The sequence below is a fragment of the Psychromonas algarum genome (assembly GCF_004376845.1).
Classification (GTDB): Bacteria; Pseudomonadota; Gammaproteobacteria; order Enterobacterales; family Psychromonadaceae; genus Psychromonas.
On sequence record NZ_SNUW01000012.1, the window covers coordinates 43,378 to 62,078 of the forward strand.

The window sequence follows — 18,701 nt, forward strand, 5'->3', positions numbered from 1 at the left end:
AGCAATATGCAACTTACAGAAATCAATCCAGAGCGATACCGTCAGCGTTTAAATAAAGTGATATTTGCTTGTATTGGTACTTTAACAATTGGTAGTTTAGGAATAAGTCAGCTCCTTATTTTATTAATGCCCTCTTCTGAAGGTAGCCATTTCCATTGGAATTTATTTGGTGTTGTTGTTACTAGCCTGGTTGTTTTAATTACCTTATTAAAATTAAAGTCTCACGATTTTTTTTATGAAGTGAGTTATGTTTGGGATTTAAAACAAGCATTAAACAAAATTAACCGACGCATTAAAAAAATTGAAGCAGCAGCAAAGCAAGGTGATACCGTAGCGATGCAAATACTACATTTCAGTTACTCAGCTTCGCGACAACTTTGGGAATTAGACAATAACACGATTACATTGGGGCACTTAGCCTCACTAGAAAAAAAACTTCAAGAATTAGCTGACACGCATCAAGTCACTCTTGATATTAACCAATATAACAGCACACAACTAGCGAACTACTAATGCCTATTTTACATATTGAAGCTTTTTTAATTGCCATTACCATCTTAACGATGACCCCGGGTTTAGATACAACACTGGTCATTCGAAACACCAGTCGAGGTGGCGAAAAAGATGGTTTTATTACTAATTTAGGAATTTGTTGTGGTTTATTTTTCCACGCATCGTTATCTGCAATTGGTATTTCACTCATACTGTCGCAGTCACCGACACTATTTCAAACGGTACAAATTATTGGTGCAATATATATTCTATATCTTGGGGTACAAGGATTAAGACACAGTTTTTCAGTATCCGCAAAAGATCCAGAAAAGTTATCTTGCAACGGCAGCTTTAATTTCATTAAAAGTTTTAGAGAAGGTTTATTATCTAATGTCTTAAATCCTAAAACAGCCATTTTTTACCTCGCTTTTTTACCACAATTTATTAATCCAGAATATTCAGCGTTCATGCAATCAATGCTCATGGCAACCATTCATTTTGTGATTGCATTATGTTGGCAAGCTTTTATAAGCCGTATGATAGTCACAGCTCAAAAACGTTTTGATGGTGGTAAAACACAGCTATTAATGGAGCGTTTAACAGGTGTTGTTCTTATTGCTCTCGCTATTAAATTGTTATTAGGGAACTAGGCTAGGTTAAATTAAGTAGGATTAAGTTAAACACAAAATGAGTAAACGATGAATTTATTTCGCCAATCAATCATCAACCCAGAAAACCTTCTTCCTAAAGAAGGTACTGCTTTATATTATGGTGAGCTACTTTCCTTAGATGCTTCAGATAGTTATTTTCAGCATTTATTAACAAATATTGCATGGAAACATGATCAAGCTGTGATCAATAATCAAACTATTACCACTAAAAGAAAAGTGGCATGGTATGCAGATCAAGCTTTTAAATACACCTATTCAAAAGTAACAAAACAAGCCCTTCCTTGGACAAGTGAATTACTACAATTAAAAGTAATGGTAGAGCAAAGAACGGGTGAACAATTTAATGCTTGTTTACTGAATTTATATCATGATGGCAATGAAGGCATGGCGTGGCATAGTGATGCAGAAAAGGATTTAAAAATAAATGGAGCCATCGCATCCTTAAGTTTTGGTGCAGAAAGAGTTTTCTCTTTTAAACATAAAACAACCCAAGAAATGATTTCAATCATTTTAGAACACGGCAGTCTGCTAGTGATGAAAGGCACAACTCAACAATATTGGTTACATCGTTTACCTCCGAGTAAAAAAATAACAGAACCTAGAATTAACTTAACCTTTCGTACTATATCTCCAAATTAAAACAATTCACTCGTACCCAACTATTTCAAAAACTCATCACTAAACAGCAACGTAGTCCAAAAGTATCATCGGTGGTTTGATGATGACAGATGCGCCCAAACAAGAAGTATCAACTCAATCAAAAACAGCTGTTGCACCACGTGACTTCACACTTACAGAAGCGATGAAAAGACCACAGTACTGGTTATTAGGTTTAATCTTCACAACTGTTTGTATGAGTGGTCTATATGTTATCGGTGTGGCTAAATATATCGGTGAAAACTATGTACATTTAACAATGACAACTGCTACAACCTCGGTCACTATCATCGCTGTTGCTAACTTCAACGCCAGTAAATAAGTCTGCTGGCGTTTTTTTATTCTATTAATACCTGAATACTACAAAGGTGGATCAACTTTATCTGTGACTGAAGTATTAACCCGAAACCAACCAGCAATAGAATAACGATCTCGATTAGCTGCTAATACCTCATGAGGAAACTCCTCGCTTAAAAAAGCCACAATGGTCCCCATTAAAGGAACCACTTTAATTCCTTCTTTATCAAGGTCATCTTTATATAACACTAATTCTCCAGCATCACTTGGTAGCCACTGACTATTAAAATAAACCACAATTGATAACACTCGATTTGATTCGCCTTTAAAAGCATCATAATGACGTTTGTAATAATCACCAGGGCGATAATGTGCGAAATGACTTTCAAAGGAAAATAATCCTAGAAATAATCGTCGATTTAAATAACGTTGCAATTGTGTCGTCCAATCTAACCAATCTTGACCTGCAGCTGTATTATCTGTGATCCAACTGATTGCGTCGGTCCTTACAAATTCATTTTTTAAATACGCTTTCCCCCTACCTATGCCTGCATTTTTAAATTTATCCACTTGCATTGTTTGTTGATGAACAAATAAAGTATTAGTTAATATATCAGGTAAAGCAGCAGGTAAAACACTATATCCACGCTGTTCAATATCTTGTGCAATAAGGGCAAACAAAGATTCATCGATGGTATCGTTGCCTGCAAAGTGGCTAACTGTACTTGTAGCTAACAAAGTGGTGTCCTTTCCTAACAAAATTGATATAAAAATTTCGTTAAAATATTGAATAAACGTACTAAGACCTATTAATAATAAAAATATAAAAGCATAGGCGAATTCAAACCCTAAGAGCTTGATTGAGGAGGCTAGTTATTGGTAGTAAAAACTCAAAAGAAATGTGTCAGCATAGTGACAGTTTTAAGTGAAAAGAAAAGCTTTATTAAATAGTTATTGGTAAATAAAAAAGCCGCTCTCTAAATACATAGAGAGCGGCTTTAAAAATAAAAAATACTAATTTAAATTATCGCTTAACCAATTTAAGACTATCAGCTAGCGCTTTAAATTCATTACTAATTTTATCACCAAATAATGGTTCAACATATTCGTTATGTTTCCATTGTTGATTTAAGTTTAACCAGTCATCCGGTGATAAACTGCTTTTGATTGCAGGGAAAATTTCTTCTTCTTCATAAGTTAAATGTTGTTTTTGTTTAACCACAAATTGCTCAAGCTTTTCAATAAACAACTCTTTAGAAATAATCGCATCCAATAAAATCATGCCTAACATTTCATCAAGTTCTTTAGTGATTGTTTTTAATTCTTGGTGATCTTGACTTAATCGGTTAGCTACTTCATCTGGCACAACTCTATATTTTAGGTAGTGTGCATAAATTAAATTTTCCATTGGGTGATGATATTTGTCAGAATAATTTTTAAGGTAGCTCATAATAGATTTTACAATCTGATAATCTATTTTTTTATCTTCTTTTAAAAATTCTACTTTGTCACTCAAAGCATTTAACAATAGCATAATGTTTTTATGGTCTTGATGGATACGATCAATCATTGTAAGTCCCATTTAATAATTAAATAAAATTCTATGTTTCGATTATAGTCAAAGTAACTTAATAAAATCCTGAACTAAATCAAGAAAGTCTCAATGACTAAACACTCATTAGAGGTTACCAATTTATAGCAGAATCTCCTTGCGCTAATAATAATTGGTTAGCTTTAGAGAAATGCTTACAGCCAAAAAACCCTCGATAGGAAGACAAAGGTGAAGGATGTACTGACGTTAAAATATGGTGTTGTTGAGCATCTATTATCTTAGATTTTTTTATGGCATCACTTCCCCACAACAGGAAAACAACACCTTGTTTATGCTCATTAATATGTTTTATCACATTATCAGTAAATTGCTCCCAGCCTTGTTTTCGATGACTACCCGCACGCCCTTTTTCGACGGTTAAAACGGTATTTAATAACAAGACACCTTGTTTTGCCCATAACGTTAAGTCTCCACTCTCAGGCATCACTGTACGGGAAAGATCATCTGCAATCTCTTTATATATATTACGTAATGATGGTGGCAACTTGATCCCTTCAGGAACAGAAAAACTCAAACCATGAGCTTGCTTTTCACCATGATAAGGGTCTTGTCCTAAAATTACTATTTTGACATTTTCTAACTCAGTTAATAAAAATGCTTTAAAACGATCTTCTTCAGCAGGATAGATGATTTTTCCAACAGAAATTTCATGATCAATAAACTGCTGAAGTTTTATAAAATATGCCTGTTGCTGCTCTTTCTCTATAAAATTTATCCACGACATATTTATCCCTTGTTAAAACGCATTAAAAATTCAAGAAAAATATAGCATATAAGTATTTGTTAATTATTAAGTTTAAATTAAATATTTCCCGTTTATTTTTTTATAATAAAACAACAATTAAAACAACTTTAATAACCCATCAAAAACAATGACTTGCAATTTTACACTGATCTATCTCAATTTAAGCGCAAATAAACCACACAAATAACAGGTGAATATTGATTTACATCAATCCCTAGCAGTAATATAATCTTAAGCAGATTAATTAACCACCACCGTTATTTGTATATTTACTACCATTTTGTAATTTAATTACACAATTGATTGTAAAAAAACATTTAACATACATTAAGTATTTTTAACCAATATTAAGGAAATATCATGGCTTTAGGTATCCAAATCACTAAATCAGATAACGCTTCATTATTAAACTCTTTCTGGTTATTAGATGAAACAAATTCTCAAGCACGTTGTTTATGTGTGAAAGACAATGCATATGCAGAAGATCAAATCATCTCTTTAGCTGAATTAGGCGACATCGAATACAAAGAAGTTGCTGTTCAAGCTCCAGCTATCCAAGAAGGTGGTCAACACTTAAACGTGAATGTTTTACGCCGTGAAACATTAGAAGATGCAGTTAAACACCCTGAAAAATACCCGCAATTAACTATTCGTGTATCAGGTTATGCAGTACGTTTTAACTCATTGACTCCAGAGCAACAACAAGACGTATTAACACGTACTTTCACTGAAAGCATGTAAGCTAATCGCTTATTAGTTGTGTAAAAGTTTAAAACTAAAAAGGGAAGCAAAGCTTCCCTTTTTTTTATACCTATCATATTATTTTATAATCCATACCCATCAAAATACTCAATGAATTTTCTATACTTGTTGATAACTAACGTAGCTATCTAAATGATTTTTGTAAAAAAGCTTCAGTTTATTATTCCACTGTTTCACCATCAAATATTATGTACTAACTTTTTCATATTTCCTTATATGTTTAGCCACAATAAAAAGTAAAACTATCCTGTTGTTGCTAAAGCTAACTTAATTGCAAATCCCATAAAACCAACGCCCACACCACCAGCAGAAACAGAACTGACTTTTTGACGTTTTCTAAACCCTTCCGCCAACCTTTGTCCAGCATAAATCAGCACAACTAAATAAGTAAAACTTAATATTTGCAGTGTTATAGCTAAAATTAAGAACGGTATTACAGGCTGTGGGTAGCTAGGATCAACAAACTGAGCAAAGAACGAAATAAAAAATAGAATTGCTTTAGGGTTTAGCAAGCTCACCAATAATGATTTACGGAAGGCTTTGCCGTTACTTGTTTTTTTCTCAGTAATGGAATTTTGTATATCCTGATCTGCTACATTTTTCCAACCTTTAATTGCATCTTTAATTAAGTGATAACCTATATAAAGTAAATAAGCAGCACCGGCATATTTAATCACCATAAATACAGCAGGATAACTCACCAAAATAGAAACAGCCCCTAATGCAGTTGCTAGCATTAATATTGAATCACCTACTAGAATGCCAAATAATGCAGACCAACCAAATCGAGCGCCTTGTCGAGCAGACAAAGCTAATACATACAAAGAGTTAGGCCCGGGTAATAACACAATAAATAATGCACCAATAAAATAAGTGACATAATTCACCACACCGAGATCTTGTAAATTTAAACTTTCTAACATTTTAACTCCCTAAGATAACTTTAAAGCTCAATCCATTTTTCACGAGTATACTAGCTTAAAATATTGGACACCGTATGTAATGAGTATTATTAAGTTTAATGTTTAGATGTCCACTACTTTCCAATAATATAGATTTCAACATCTTAGATAAAAAGCTATTGTAGTTGTTTTAATCAGTAAAATAGATCTGCTATTGCTATTCGTTTCACTCATCAACATACAAAAGGACTGTAACTTTGCAAACAAGTTTTATCGATGGAACAACTTTATATCGTCAGCACAATTTCAAATTACCACTTGATCACAATAAACCAGATGCAATACATATAACTGTTTTTGCACGTGAATTAGTTGATTTAGCCAAAGATAAACAAGATTTACCCTGGTTAGTTTTCTTTCAAGGAGGCCCAGGCTTTCAATCTCCGCGAGCAAGTGGAGAAACAGATTGGTTAAAGCGATTATTACAAGAGTATCGAGTACTACTATTAGATCAACGTGGTACAGGACACAGCTCAGAGATCAGCCAAGCATCCTTAGCAGGCCTATCTGCAATCCAGCAAGCAGAATACCTAACACACTTTAGAGCTGACAATATAGTACGTGATGCAGAAACGATCCGTATTAAACTTAACATCGAAAAATGGGCTACTTTAGGGCAGAGCTTTGGTGGCTTTTGTACATTAACTTACCTGTCATTATTTCCCGAAAGCCTTTCTCGTTGTTATGTAACAGGTGGCATCCCCTCAATTACTCGACATGCCGATGAGGTTTATCAAGCAACTTATCAACGTACAATTGATAAAAATAATGTATTTTTTGAGCAGTTCCCAGCAGCACAAAAAATATGTAACGATATCGCACAATATTTATTGGATCACGAAGTAAGCTTGCCTAATGGTCAACAGTTTACAGTTGAGCAATTTCAGCTTATAGGTATTAACTTAGGTCGCTGTAATGCAAATTTAGCACTCTACTACCTATTAGAAAGTGCATTTATACAAGTTAATGGCTGCAAACAACTTAGTTACAGTTTCTTAAACCAAATGCAGCAAGAACAAAGTTATCTTACCAACCCTCTGTATGCCATTTTGCATGAATCTATTTATTGTCAAGGCACAGCCTCAAACTGGTCTGCACACCGAGTACGTGAACAATATTCACAGTTCAACTATCAAACAGGTAAAGCATTTATCTTTACTGGAGAGATGGTTTACCCATGGATGTTTGAGCAGTTAGAAACATTAAAACCATTGCGCGAAACAGCCAATTTATTAGCTAAAAAGCAAGATTGGGGCAATTTATACGATGCCGATATATTAAATAAAAACAAAGTACCACTAGCTTGTGCAGTATATGCGGAGGATATGTTTGTAGAACTTGATTATAGTCGTGAGACTTTAGCTAACATCCCAATGTCTAAAGCTTGGATAACCAATGAATATGAACACAATGGAATTGGTGTAGACGGAGAGAAAATTCTAAGTCGTTTAATTGAAATAGCCAATACGTTAGATAATTTACCCAAGTAGTTTTTTATTATTTTAGCGTTCAACAAATAAGATCAATAGCACCTAGTATTACAGAAAATGGATTCATAGGCTGAGTATTACTTGCTTTTTAAAAAGCAAAAACTAAGCCCATCGATTACTTTATATTATGCGCTAAACTCTTTTAACGCAGATATTGCTTGCTCTGCTTTATTAGTTTGTACAAAAATATGATCGTGATAATACGCAGCGATCACGTTTGCACTGATGCCTTTGGATGACAACTTATTAGCGACTGCAGCAGTAAGTCCAACGGCATCTAAACTAGAATGGACTGTTAACGTAATTTGGCTATACGTACCCTCAAAAGATAAGCCCGCTTTTTCCGCTATTGATTTTTCAACAACAAGTGTTAGACCTTCGGACTCAATAAAAGTAGCAATCGGGTTTAAATCCACATACTCTTTGAGATCAGCTGAAACGGTACAAAAAACAAACTCAGCATCAATCAGTGTTGGACTCATTGAACGCAATAACTCATCTAAATCTGTAATGCCTGACATAGGGACACTTCCTTATAATATTAATGTCCAAATAACGGACGAATAAAGCTTGGCTATATAAACATAACGAACCAAGCTGCCATTTTACTGGTTAAACTTAACTTATCACGACGAGCAACTAAGATGAGAGACACCGCCCATATTAAAGAACTCAAGCGGTTTTAATCGATAGAACTTATCTTCCACCTCCGGCGACTGCTCCGTATAAGGTTGTGTCATCACTTCTTGTAACTCTCGAATGAAAGCGTAATTCCCAAGGGTTGCTTGCTGATAAGCAGGCACAACAAACCACTCACGCAAAATGTATTTGGGGTTAACCAACTTCATCTGCTTAGAAACGGCTTCAATGCTGCTACCATTTGCATCACAATCGATGTTGATCAATGCTTTCCATTTTGACAACCACTCTATCCAACGTGTATCTGTCTGATTGCTATCTGACTCATGTGCCGTATTATTTGAGCTATTGTAAAAGCTTTTTTTAAGTGGACGAATATCATTCGGTATCGATGAAAGTTCTCGAAAGAAAATAGTATAATCCACAGGCATTTGTATCATCAACGTTTGTAATTCATTAAGCAGCGCCTTGTGAGCTGCATTGTCCAAGGTACTAAAACCCAGTTTAGCTGCCCACATGCTTTGCATTTTCGAATGCATAAGCGTCGAGAATCCTCGTTGAATTTCATCAAGTGCAAGCAAAGCATCCTGGTGTTCTACCAGTAACGGGCGTAATGCCGAACAAAACATCTCAAAGTTACTTTCTGCAGCTTTAGGTTGGTTCATAAACGAAAAGTGATGACCACCACCTGTCCAAGGCTGATATTGTGGATTAAACACATCGCAAAAACCAAACGGACCATAATCAAGCGTAAAACCACCTGCAGCACAGTTATCGCTGTTAAAGTTACCTTGGCAGAAACCAACACGGATCCAGTTTGCTATCAATGACGTCACGCGGTCACGAAACCCACTTGCCAACAACACTATTTTTTCAGACAACAAAAGTTGCTTATCGATAACATCAGCGTAATCACGATCAATTAAATGCAGCACAATTTTTTCAAGCTCTTGCATTGCTTTAAGTTGCTCATCAAACTGCTCATCTTCACGAGTACGGCGAGCAAAAAGTTCAAGTTGGCCAACACGAAGGAATGACGGAGCAACACGTGTTGTAATAGCAACGGGTTCAGATATCAACATATCAGGATTTTCAGAACGGGCCCCCTCTGAGTACCATCCACGCTTTACAGTTTCTGTTTTTGAAACATACAAACTCAACGAACGAGATGTAGAGACACCAAGTGCATGCATGTGTTCCTGAGCCAAGAATTCACGGACACTAGAGCGTAAAACTGCACGGCCATCTGCACCACGACAATAAGGAGTACGACCACCACCTTTTAATTGCATTTCCCAGCGTTGCTCCTTGATAACAGCTTCAAGTACTGAAATCGCACGACCATCTCCATAACCGTTACCCGTTTGGAACGGACATTGATGAATAAATTCAACACCATAAATAGAAAGCGCATATCCAGTCGCCCAACCTAGTTTGTTCATCGGCGCTGGCACCTGAGAAAGATCGCCAGAGAACATACGCATAAAGTCAGCAGACTCTGCCATCGAATCAGTTAAACCAAGCTCAGCAAAAAAAGGTTTACTATGCGTAACATATTCAGGATCTTTAATTGGTGTTGGTTTGACAGGAACATAATGACCCGAGAAAACTTGTCGAGCTTCATAATCAACACCATTTTCTGTCGCGTCAGGATCGCAGTTAAGTGACTCCATTAAGGAATAATCAGCTAATTTAGCAAGATCCGCTAACGTCGATATGGCAGGTATATTCGGTATAGAAGATGTAGACGAGTCTTTTTTCTGAGGCTGCTGATTTGTCATAGTTTTTTATACCAAGGTTCGTAAAAATAAATGTTAATAGTTTGTATCTTACCTTGTTATTTTAGAGAGATCTGTAGTTGTTCTAATTTGAAAAATATTAGTATGTTGTAGATTGAGTTTGTTGATATTGACTTTGTTGAGTTCGTCTACACTCATCGAGTCAGTCTGATATTTTTAACTTTAGATGTCACCCTTTCATCGAGTTACTTTTTTCTCTACCAGCAGAGACTGGCACCTAATCGCTTTCTTGATCCAAGAAATGCACTCATTTTAATAATTAACTAATTGATATTATTGGCTTCAATGTATAGGGAGCAATACTTTGCTTCTTTTTTTGGGGCGTAGGATTGATCCTACTGTTTTTTAAATATCTTCTCGTTCCTATGGTCTACGTGGAAAACCATATTTTAGTATTCAGATTGTATTGGCTCGTCTGCGCTCGTTGAGTTGAGTTGATATTGTTAGCTTTAGATTTCCGCGCTAACGACGTGTTACTGTCTTTTGCGTGCCCAAAAGATCCACACCAACAAAAGCAAAGAAAAAGGCACTCCGACTGGATGAGCGCAGACGAGATAATACCTGTTCATAAAAGTACCAAACCACATTCAAACCAAAGCAGGATGGATCCTGCGCCTCAATTACGTTTCAACTAAAGTACAAAAAACATAAACGAAATTAGCAAATTAAACCTTGTAAACTTATTCCTACATTTGCATAGTAAAGTAACTAAAACCAAACAATGAGTATTAATCAACATTCAGTGACAACCTACTTTCATGTAGAAAAGGAGTAAATATGAAATTTTGGCAGACACTATTCTTCATTCACCTAAGTCTTTTAGCCACTTCAGTTCAGGGTATGCAAACACTTTCACTCACTGAAGATAAAACACCTTACAAAACAAAAGTGCTGTGGTCTGATATAAGCATCCCTTGGGGAATGACTCAATTGCCGAATGGAAAAATATTAGCGACCGAACGTTCTGGTAAGTTGTGGTTATTAACCGAGGGGAAACCTCCCGTGGAAATTATCGGTTTGCCTGCAATAGATGTGAATGGCCAAGGCGGTTTACTGGATATTGCATTACACCCTAAATTTTCAATCAATCATCTTATATTTTTCACCTATGCGAGTGAAAACAAAACCGGAAGCAATACGGCTTTAATGCGCGCCAAGTTAGATATTGAACATAATCAGCTAGCTGAGCAGAAAGTATTATACCTTGGCGAAGGAGACTCAACCCGAGGAAACCATTATGGTAGTCGTATCGCCATCACAGATGAGTTTATCTACTTTTCAATTGGTGACCGTGGGCAGCGTGATAAAAATCCACAAAACTTATCCCTTGATGGTGGTAAAATTTATCGATTAAATCTTGATGGCACCATCCCAGCCTCCAACCCTTTTTATCAACAAGCCAATGCTAAAAAGGCGATTTATTCCTATGGTCATCGTAATCCACAAGGGTTAATTACGCTCTCTGAACGTAATCAAGTTTGGTCACATGAGCATGGTCCAAGAGGTGGTGATGAAGTTAATCTGATTGAAGCTGGTAAAAATTATGGCTGGCCAGTGATCGGCTATGGCACAAATTATATTGGTACCAATTATACCGACATCACTAGAAAAGAAGGAATGGAGCAACCTAAATTATACTGGGATCCTTCTATTGCCCCATCAGGAATGGCGTATATTACCAGTAACAAATACCCTCAATGGCAAGGCAAAATATTACTCGGTTCAATGAAGTACGGATATTTAGTGTTACTAGAAATAAACAACGAACGCATTGTTAAACAAACTAAATTACTCGCAGATGTAGGTAGAGTAAGAAATGTTATTCAAGGTAATGATGGATATATTTATCTGGGTATTGATGGCAAAGGGATCTTAAGGTTAATGCCGTAGTTTACTTGCTAAAATATTGGAAAAATTCAATAGTGAGGAGATCATAGCTATTTTTAGTTTTGATCCGTCTCCGCTCATTGGATCTAATTGATTTTTATTGGCAGAGGTTTATCCCTGTCCGCGACTTCAATGTATGGCTATCCACTACTTTTAAGACTGAGCCATAGCGAACGACCTTCAAAATGCAGAAATAAACAGTTTTAAAAGATAGTTTAGGTTTTAAATTAATTCAAAGTAGATGGGTATCCGCTAATTTTCACTAACTTTGTCTATGATGAGTTACTCTATGTAGGATAATTCGCCGCTACATTGTTTTTATTTCCCACTTAAATTGATTATCTTTTCACTGAGCTATTCGCATCAGGTTTATAAGATAAAGGTAATATGATGTCAAAGCTGGGACCACTTCGGCCTTCTGTGACGAAAATATCTCCGTTATGTTGTTTTATAATTTGCTTAACGATTGCGAGCCCCAACCCATGCCCACCACTTTGTCGACCTCGTGATTTTTCAAGTCGAATGAAAGGTTCAAAAATGCTTTTACGATCTTCAACTGGAATATTAAGACCATCATTTTCAATACTAATACGCATTTCAGATTCCGTTTGATGTATTGATATTGTTACCTCTGACTTTGCATATCGATACCCATTACGAATAATATTTCCCACGGCCCGTTGGAATGGGCGTACTGAAATCGGGGCATAACAAGACATTGATGTTGCTAAAATAAGTTTTTTGTCAGTTTCAAACTGCAAGTGAGTTAACTGTACATCTAGCAGGTTATGTATATCTATTTCTTCAAGATCAAACTGGCTATCAAGGCGCTCCATTTTAGCAAAATGCAATAACTCTTCGACCATACTGCATAGCTCATCTAAGTCTCCCTGCACTCCCTCAAGATAGGGCAATTGTTCAGGACGGACACCCGTATCGTCTAGCATGTCTAGGTTACACTGAATACGAAAAATGGGTGTTCTAAACTCATGCGCAACTGCATTGGTTAAATTACGATTACTACGAATAAGCTGGGCTATTCGCTCTACCATCGAATTTAGTGTTGAATTGAGGTTGCCAACGCGGTATAAAAAATGTGTAGAAGCTCGTGCATCAAGGTCACCCTCAGCAAAAGCCACACATACTTTTTCTAAGCACCGCAACCTTCTGCCTAACATCAAAAAGACAATAAATGTAATAACAGCAAGCGCCAGACAAATTTCAAGCAAAAAGAAAAATTCATATTTACTTTCTTGCTGCCAAAATTCAGATTTATAATCCGTTTCAATTTTATAAATATGCTTTTTATTACCAAAATTAAAGTAAACAAGCATGGCATCAACATCTTCAATAAATAAGTTTTCTTTCTCGATTTTAGATATTATTTTATTATTAAGCGTTGGATCTTTTGCTTCATATATTGATAACTGAAAGTGCATTTTTTGCGTGAACGTTTGTAATGCTTGCTCAGCATGATCCTGACCTTTAGCCTGTGCTATTTCGTCGAGCAGGTAACTGGTCGCAGTAACATTTTGCTGAAGGTCTTGCTCATCCCATTTATCTGAGGAAAATAACGAAAATTGTTCCATTACAAGTACGGTGATAAAAAAGGTGACAATGATTAATAAATAGGCTGAAATAAAAAGCTTTTTCATAGATGAACCTTAAATTGTAAAAAACATTACCAACGCTCTGGCACAAACAGATAACCTTTGCCTCTAACGGTAATTATTTTTCGTGGTAAGGCCGGATTATCCCCCAGCTTTTTGCGTAATATGACGACTTTATTGTCTATAGTACGATCAACACCGTCATATTCTATGCCGCGTAGTGTTTTAACAAGAAATTCGCGAGAAAGTACTTCCTCTGCATGAGAGGAAAGTAACCACAATAAATCAAATTCACTACTGGTCAGTTTGATATTGAGGTTGCTGAGTAAACACTGTTTACGTTGTTTATCTAAAGACAATTCGCCAAAGTTTATTTGATTAGGGTCTAATGTTGGCGTAACGAGGTTATTTTGTCTACGCAATAACATTCTAAGACGTGCCAGTAGTACTCGAGGTTGCACTGGTTTAGATACAAAATCATCTGCCCCCATTTCCAATGCGGTAACCTGATCAAAGTCATCTTCACTTGCCGTTAAAAATAACGTTTTCCCCTGATATGAGGGTTTAATCTGTCGATAAATAGTGAAACCATCTGCATTGGGTAGCATCAAATCTAAAATCACGATGTCTGGCTGCTGCGTAATAATAACGGCCGCTGCTTCAGCACCATCATTAACGCAAGTTACATCGAAATTATTATTACTTAAATAACAGGAGAGTAGTTCACAAATCTTCTCGTCATCTTCAACGAGGACTGCTCGGACATTAGTCATATTTGGTATCTGCATTAAAAATAGATTAAGAACTAGCTTAACACTAGGTATCTCGATTATACAGATGCTCATCATCAGCACAATTAAGCTCAGCATTTGCTATTTATTCGATCATTAAAATAAGCAATATTCATAAAACTAAATATGAGCAAATAGCCAGTAAGTGCTGGTGAAATTTACTTGCGATATAAATAAAAAATTAGTGAATAGAGAACGAACTACAAAGTCTACGACACTCCGCAATAGCTGGGGTGAAACACTATTTACGCATTGCTCTAAATGAAATAAGTGATGTTTTTTAATCTATTTTCGATTTAATTTACGACCTCATTTTTACCATACCTGCTCATTATTTAGAGTGATATAGTTGTGAATCACTGACAGGGACGTTAGGTAAGTTAACAGCAGAAAAGCCATACAAATCCATACAAAGTAAGACAAACTCGGACAGACATATTGCATCCGTCGTTTTATTATCTCGTCAACAAAATAACTTACCCATTAAACTATCAGGAACTATTATTATGAATATTAAACATTACTTAATGCTGGCTGCGTGCGTGACTGTAATTACGGGCTGTTCTGGTCACCGTACTACCGAAGAAGCATTCACAACACATGCAGAAAGTGCCAATATTCTATTTTTCCAAATACCATCAACAGATACAAAGACTCGTGCACTCGCGCTTGCACCTGAAAATGCAAAAATTGAAACGATGACGACTACACCAAATGACTTGAGCTCGGTAAGTGGGGTGCTAAACAGAATCATTGGTGTTGATCGAACGACTATTACCGGAACAATTAACAAAGACTAATTTTATTTTTATTAGACAAGTGGCCATTAGCAAGGCCACTTCAATTCTATGCATCTAGAAAAAATAGATGGGTGTCCTCTACTTTCTCTACTTTCTCTACTTTCGGTCAACACACATACTGTATAAAATTAGAACTGATAAGCTCCTGTTAAAATAAAGTTATCGGCTTTTGATGAAGAACTATCGTCAAAAAGATTATATTTTATTTGAGTGAAGCGATATTTAAAGCCAGCCCCCCAATGCTCATTGAACATATAAGTGCCACCAAGCTCAGCAACCATTCCTATAGCATGCTCAGAATCAGAGTTATCAAACTTATGAATGTCTGTCGTTCCATTTGTATGATCAATGTCTAAATAAGTGCCTTTAGAATTAACATTGATAAAAGAGAAAACACCACCAACACCCGCATATAATTTAACTTTATTAATAGGTGAATAGAATATCTTAGGAACAACATAGAAATTGTTAGTTGTTAGATTCGAAGTTGCATCTGTTTGATCAGTATAATCAGGATCACTATTATCAATGTAAAAAAAGTCTTCTTTATTATCAGTATGATCTAATCCAGCACTCAAGCCTAAATAAATATTATTATCTGCAGAAATGTCCATTAAAACACGAGTGTAATCTGCACCAAAACTATAACCACCAATATGTTCCCCATCAGCCTTAAATTTTGATAAACCAGCACCAACAGTTATCCATTGATCGCCTACTTGAATGGTATCGTTTGTTGAAGCTACAGCATTAAATGTAATAACGCTTGTTATCAGAGACGTTAGTATTATATTTTTCATCTTATTATTCCTATTTGAGTATCTGTTCTAGCCGTTATTATCTAAAATCAGGAACTAACTTCCAATTAATGTCATCATCACTAATGTAACATTGCAATGAATTTGAATTATCACGCATTGTTTTTCGAAATGAGATGTCCTTTATCCCATTTGTTGTTTTTATATCTTTGTAGTGAGATAAGATATTTGAGTCATGTGAGAAAGGTGGTAAACGAAGCGATAAAGTAAGTGATTCAGCTCCATATAAATCATCAGATTCAAGATCTTTGGGGATTGAATCTAAAAAGGTGATTAATTGATTAAAATCTATATTATTTTCTAAATCAAAAAAATCACTTAGCGGACTATTTTGATTTTGATACGTTAATGAAACGTCAAAATAATGGTTATCAAGTAAAAAATAACTTGCAGATAAAACAGTATTTGTATCAATATCATTAAAACTTAAATTTAAGCAATCATAATCATCAACATCTCTATTTAAACGTCTACCTTTATAAAATGGAGAATTTGATAAAGTATTTGATAAACTATATTTTTTATTTATTAAAATAGATTCTCTAGCAGTGCAGCTTCCTGCAAAATATTCGCTAACAGGATAATAAAATTCTTTACTAGATTTAATTTTAATACCATTATTTTCATACTGGTATACAGATTCTTTGTCTTTTAAAGTGAAATTACCATATAAATCATCAGACTCATGATAATTAGTTATTATTAGATGATGTTGATCGGTCATTTTTGCTATAGTCTTGGACCAAATTACTCCTTCCTGCTTATAAGCATTTTTTTCTGGAAGGTAAATAACCTCAATTAACTTATTTTCCGGTTCATCATTTAATATTTTTGATTTTTCTTCAAACGATTTAATCAGGGATTCTTTCACTAAAGATGCAATGTTTTTTAACTCTTGATTGTCTGTTTTATCATAATTTTCATAAACCATTGCTTCAGTTAAAGATAAACTATTATAACTTTTACTTATTGTTGATGTTATAAATAAATTACTTTTGCAAGTTGAACTTAGCGATTCATCAGACGAATTAGAAAAATAAAATGAAGAGGTAGTTTTTCGTTGATTTACGTAGAGTGATGTTATCGGACTGATAACTAACGGGAGGTTGCCAGAGTCAAGCGCACTGAATACGAGCCCAGGTTTAGAGGAAAAACTAGCAACTAAAGGAACTACTCCCCAATATATAGCGCCATCACATTCTACATCTTTATAAATTAATGCTTGATCATAATTTAATGCGATAGAAAACTTTCCATCAGAATCGCTTACAGTCCCTGGCTCGGTATGGCTATCCCACTGGCCATTATGATTAATATCAAGAAATACTGTCGCAGAATCACTAAATCCATCAATGACAGTTCCCTCAATGGTAGAGCCCAAATGAGTTATTTCATCACTACTTTGATTACCGCATGAAGCTAATATAGCAACAGAAATGATAATAATTGAAATTTTGAAGAGAATATTGTTTTTAATCATCATTGAATTTTATGGAGCGAGACACTTGTAACACTTTATGCCTTAATAAATCACCTCACTTTGATTTAAATCATCAAACAAGGCAATATCATTCCAAGCATTACAAACCTCATCAACAATGTTCTCATAACCATTAAAAGTACGGTTTGCTAAGTGATGTTGTCGCATCCAGCTCCGCGAATAAACCTGGAATAAACCTAGACATCCATTCATTTATATTACGCTTAATATACTATTTCTGTTATCCACAAACCAACTCAATAATGGGAATAGTTGAGTAATAAAACCTAATGCATAGAATTTATAAGTAAATAGCTAAAATTCATCAGTTTTTGTATACAGGAAAGCTTAGCGAATGCTAATTACAAAATAATTATGAATGAAATGAATTAACGATGAACTAATGCAGCCGTAATTGATTTTTACTCGCTATCCAACGTTTTCCTGTGTTACTTGCATAAGCGGATAATGCGTCTAACGACCCCACGAAAAGTCATGGACAGCCACACGAAAAGTCATGAACAGCCATAAATTGATATCAGCAATATCAATCAGTTACGATAAAACTTCTAACAACACGGCTACAACTCCCCCACCGTTGAGCTTTCCCAAATAATGAATAACTTTCAGCAACAGCAAACAGGACGTTTGCTGTAAGTTCATTCAGCGCATGGACGCGCTGTATGAACTGGTGCGTTAAGAAAGTTATTGATTATTTGGATCAGAAAGCGATTCGGTGCCAGTCTCTTTTGGTTACTTTTCTCTTCTGGCAAAGAGAAAAGTAACTCGCCGACAGGGCGAAAACACAGCTAATAAACCTCAATCTGACTCGACGAGCGTAGACGAGACAGCACCTTATATTCCAATAACACAACTAAATATGAATTCCCACGGAGACCGCGGGAACTAGAAAAAGCAAAACCTAAAAACTAAACTATGTATTCCCACAGAAGACAGTGGGAACGAGACAACCAAAAAGCTAAGACCAACCGCTACCCTTTCAATTCCGTCAATTTCAACCTCGTAAACCCGGACATCCATTAATTTATTATGCTTAATATACTATTTCTGTTATCCACACACCAAGTCAATTAATGGGAATAGTTGGGTAATAAAAGCTAATGCATAGAATTTATAAGTAAATAGCTAAAATTCATCAGTTTTTATATACAAGAAAGCTTAGCGAACG

At 35.4% G+C, this 18,701-nt stretch carries 19 protein-coding genes; 8 read left to right on the plus strand and 11 right to left on the minus strand.

The genetic code is table 11. From position 1 onward, the window contains the following. The first annotated feature begins 6 nt into the window (after positions 1–6). The 4 genes from E2R68_RS11835 (at position 7) to E2R68_RS11850 (ending at position 2,142) form a co-directional block, all read left to right on the plus strand. Positions 7–513 carry a DUF3087 domain-containing protein gene (locus tag E2R68_RS11835; protein WP_134277892.1) on the plus strand — a complete coding sequence of 169 codons (507 nt, stop codon included), beginning with the start codon at positions 7–9 and terminating at the stop codon, positions 511–513. After that, positions 513–1,142: a LysE family translocator gene (locus E2R68_RS11840; RefSeq protein ID WP_134277893.1), complete on the plus strand. Its 630-nt coding sequence runs from the start codon at positions 513–515 to the stop codon at positions 1,140–1,142. The genes E2R68_RS11835 and E2R68_RS11840 overlap by 1 nt, the downstream gene beginning before the upstream one ends. Before the next feature lie 48 nt (positions 1,143–1,190). After that, on the plus strand, positions 1,191–1,802 hold the full coding sequence (locus E2R68_RS11845) for an alpha-ketoglutarate-dependent dioxygenase AlkB family protein (protein WP_134277894.1): 612 nt from the start codon (positions 1,191–1,193) through the stop codon (positions 1,800–1,802). Positions 1,803–1,881: 79 nt separating this feature from the next. Further along, positions 1,882–2,142 (plus strand): MFS transporter, encoded by a 261-nt coding sequence (locus E2R68_RS11850; RefSeq protein WP_208380227.1) that lies wholly within the window; start codon positions 1,882–1,884, stop codon positions 2,140–2,142. Between the two features lie 38 nt (positions 2,143–2,180). On the opposite strand, the gene E2R68_RS11855 is transcribed toward E2R68_RS11850, so the two are convergent. The 3 genes from E2R68_RS11855 to ung form a co-directional block, all read right to left on the minus strand. Beyond that, the gene (locus tag E2R68_RS11855) at positions 2,181–2,855 is read right to left on the minus strand and encodes a 2OG-Fe(II) oxygenase (RefSeq protein ID WP_134277895.1); all 675 of its coding nucleotides are present in this window, start codon (positions 2,853–2,855) and stop codon (positions 2,181–2,183) included. A gap of 286 nt (positions 2,856–3,141) precedes the next feature. After that, positions 3,142–3,687, minus strand: a complete 546-nt coding sequence (locus E2R68_RS11860; RefSeq protein ID WP_134277896.1) for a hemerythrin domain-containing protein — start codon at positions 3,685–3,687, stop codon at positions 3,142–3,144. Between the two features lie 115 nt (positions 3,688–3,802). Continuing rightward, complete coding sequence (gene ung, locus E2R68_RS11865; RefSeq protein WP_134277897.1) at positions 3,803–4,453, minus strand: uracil-DNA glycosylase; 651 nt, start codon at positions 4,451–4,453, stop codon at positions 3,803–3,805. 381 nt (positions 4,454–4,834) lie between these two features. Between ung and grcA the strand changes: the two genes are divergently transcribed. Beyond that, positions 4,835–5,215 carry an autonomous glycyl radical cofactor GrcA gene (gene grcA, locus E2R68_RS11870; protein WP_134277898.1) on the plus strand — a complete coding sequence of 127 codons (381 nt, stop codon included), beginning with the start codon at positions 4,835–4,837 and terminating at the stop codon, positions 5,213–5,215. 263 nt (positions 5,216–5,478) lie between these two features. On the opposite strand, the gene leuE is transcribed toward grcA, so the two are convergent. Continuing rightward, positions 5,479–6,159 carry a leucine efflux protein LeuE gene (gene leuE / locus E2R68_RS11875; RefSeq protein ID WP_134277899.1) on the minus strand — a complete coding sequence of 227 codons (681 nt, stop codon included), beginning with the start codon at positions 6,157–6,159 and terminating at the stop codon, positions 5,479–5,481. A gap of 236 nt (positions 6,160–6,395) precedes the next feature. On the opposite strand from leuE, the gene E2R68_RS11880 reads away from it, so the two are divergent. Beyond that, positions 6,396–7,688: an alpha/beta fold hydrolase gene (locus E2R68_RS11880; protein WP_134277900.1), complete on the plus strand. Its 1,293-nt coding sequence runs from the start codon at positions 6,396–6,398 to the stop codon at positions 7,686–7,688. A gap of 125 nt (positions 7,689–7,813) precedes the next feature. On the opposite strand, the gene E2R68_RS11885 is transcribed toward E2R68_RS11880, so the two are convergent. Together E2R68_RS11885 and E2R68_RS11890 are read right to left on the minus strand one after the other, a co-directional pair. Beyond that, on the minus strand, positions 7,814–8,209 hold the full coding sequence (locus E2R68_RS11885) for an ACT domain-containing protein (RefSeq protein WP_134277901.1): 396 nt from the start codon (positions 8,207–8,209) through the stop codon (positions 7,814–7,816). Between the two features lie 105 nt (positions 8,210–8,314). Then, positions 8,315–10,108, minus strand: a complete 1,794-nt coding sequence (locus E2R68_RS11890) for a protein adenylyltransferase SelO (RefSeq protein ID WP_134277902.1) — start codon at positions 10,106–10,108, stop codon at positions 8,315–8,317. 795 nt (positions 10,109–10,903) lie between these two features. Between E2R68_RS11890 and E2R68_RS11895 the strand changes: the two genes are divergently transcribed. After that, the gene (locus E2R68_RS11895; protein ID WP_134277903.1) at positions 10,904–12,016 is read left to right on the plus strand and encodes a PQQ-dependent sugar dehydrogenase; all 1,113 of its coding nucleotides are present in this window, start codon (positions 10,904–10,906) and stop codon (positions 12,014–12,016) included. 335 nt (positions 12,017–12,351) lie between these two features. Here the strand turns inward: E2R68_RS11895 and E2R68_RS11900 are convergent, their stop codons facing one another. Together E2R68_RS11900 and E2R68_RS11905 are read right to left on the minus strand one after the other, a co-directional pair. Continuing rightward, positions 12,352–13,668: an ATP-binding protein gene (locus tag E2R68_RS11900; protein WP_134277904.1), complete on the minus strand. Its 1,317-nt coding sequence runs from the start codon at positions 13,666–13,668 to the stop codon at positions 12,352–12,354. A 26-nt stretch (positions 13,669–13,694) separates the two neighbouring features. Next, positions 13,695–14,396, minus strand: coding sequence for a response regulator (locus E2R68_RS11905; RefSeq protein WP_134277905.1), 702 nt, complete (start codon positions 14,394–14,396; stop codon positions 13,695–13,697). A gap of 560 nt (positions 14,397–14,956) precedes the next feature. On the opposite strand from E2R68_RS11905, the gene E2R68_RS11910 reads away from it, so the two are divergent. Then, positions 14,957–15,214 (plus strand): tRNA modification GTPase, encoded by a 258-nt coding sequence (locus E2R68_RS11910; RefSeq protein ID WP_243834674.1) that lies wholly within the window; start codon positions 14,957–14,959, stop codon positions 15,212–15,214. Positions 15,215–15,342: 128 nt separating this feature from the next. Here E2R68_RS11910 and E2R68_RS11915 read toward each other — a convergent pair whose 3' ends face one another. Genes E2R68_RS11915 through E2R68_RS14205 form a run of 3 tightly spaced genes read right to left on the minus strand, consistent with a single transcriptional unit; the run spans position 15,343 to position 17,680 of the window. Continuing rightward, positions 15,343–16,014 carry an outer membrane beta-barrel protein gene (locus tag E2R68_RS11915; protein WP_134277906.1) on the minus strand — a complete coding sequence of 224 codons (672 nt, stop codon included), beginning with the start codon at positions 16,012–16,014 and terminating at the stop codon, positions 15,343–15,345. A gap of 37 nt (positions 16,015–16,051) precedes the next feature. After that, entirely contained in the window at positions 16,052–17,515 is a 1,464-nt protein-coding gene (locus E2R68_RS11920) for a hypothetical protein (protein ID WP_134277907.1), read from the minus strand. Between the two features lie 39 nt (positions 17,516–17,554). Continuing rightward, complete coding sequence (locus E2R68_RS14205) at positions 17,555–17,680, minus strand: hypothetical protein (RefSeq protein ID WP_279587480.1); 126 nt, start codon at positions 17,678–17,680, stop codon at positions 17,555–17,557. Between the last annotated feature and the right edge of the window lie 1,021 nt (positions 17,681–18,701).

Excerpts from the sequence above, each read along its gene's own strand:
- E2R68_RS11915 (WP_134277906.1), bottom strand. The coding sequence starts at position 16,014 with ATGAAAAATATAATACTAACGTCTCTGATAACAAGCGTTATTACATTT.
- E2R68_RS14205 (WP_279587480.1), bottom strand. The coding sequence starts at position 17,680 with ATGCGACAACATCACTTAGCAAACCGTACTTTTAATGGTTATGAGAAC.
- grcA (WP_134277898.1), top strand. The coding sequence starts at position 4,835 with ATGGCTTTAGGTATCCAAATCACTAAATCAGATAACGCTTCATTATTA.
- E2R68_RS11845 (WP_134277894.1), top strand. The coding sequence starts at position 1,191 with ATGAATTTATTTCGCCAATCAATCATCAACCCAGAAAACCTTCTTCCT.
- E2R68_RS11840 (WP_134277893.1), top strand. The coding sequence starts at position 513 with ATGCCTATTTTACATATTGAAGCTTTTTTAATTGCCATTACCATCTTA.
- E2R68_RS11835 (WP_134277892.1), top strand. The coding sequence starts at position 7 with ATGCAACTTACAGAAATCAATCCAGAGCGATACCGTCAGCGTTTAAAT.
- E2R68_RS11860 (WP_134277896.1), bottom strand. The coding sequence starts at position 3,687 with ATGATTGATCGTATCCATCAAGACCATAAAAACATTATGCTATTGTTA.
- E2R68_RS11900 (WP_134277904.1), bottom strand. The coding sequence starts at position 13,668 with ATGAAAAAGCTTTTTATTTCAGCCTATTTATTAATCATTGTCACCTTT.
- E2R68_RS11885 (WP_134277901.1), bottom strand. The coding sequence starts at position 8,209 with ATGTCAGGCATTACAGATTTAGATGAGTTATTGCGTTCAATGAGTCCA.
- leuE (WP_134277899.1), bottom strand. The coding sequence starts at position 6,159 with ATGTTAGAAAGTTTAAATTTACAAGATCTCGGTGTGGTGAATTATGTC.
- E2R68_RS11895 (WP_134277903.1), top strand. The coding sequence starts at position 10,904 with ATGAAATTTTGGCAGACACTATTCTTCATTCACCTAAGTCTTTTAGCC.
- E2R68_RS11920 (WP_134277907.1), bottom strand. The coding sequence starts at position 17,515 with ATGATGATTAAAAACAATATTCTCTTCAAAATTTCAATTATTATCATT.
- ung (WP_134277897.1), bottom strand. The coding sequence starts at position 4,453 with ATGTCGTGGATAAATTTTATAGAGAAAGAGCAGCAACAGGCATATTTT.
- E2R68_RS11850 (WP_208380227.1), top strand. The coding sequence starts at position 1,882 with ATGATGACAGATGCGCCCAAACAAGAAGTATCAACTCAATCAAAAACA.
- E2R68_RS11890 (WP_134277902.1), bottom strand. The coding sequence starts at position 10,108 with ATGACAAATCAGCAGCCTCAGAAAAAAGACTCGTCTACATCTTCTATA.
- E2R68_RS11905 (WP_134277905.1), bottom strand. The coding sequence starts at position 14,396 with ATGACTAATGTCCGAGCAGTCCTCGTTGAAGATGACGAGAAGATTTGT.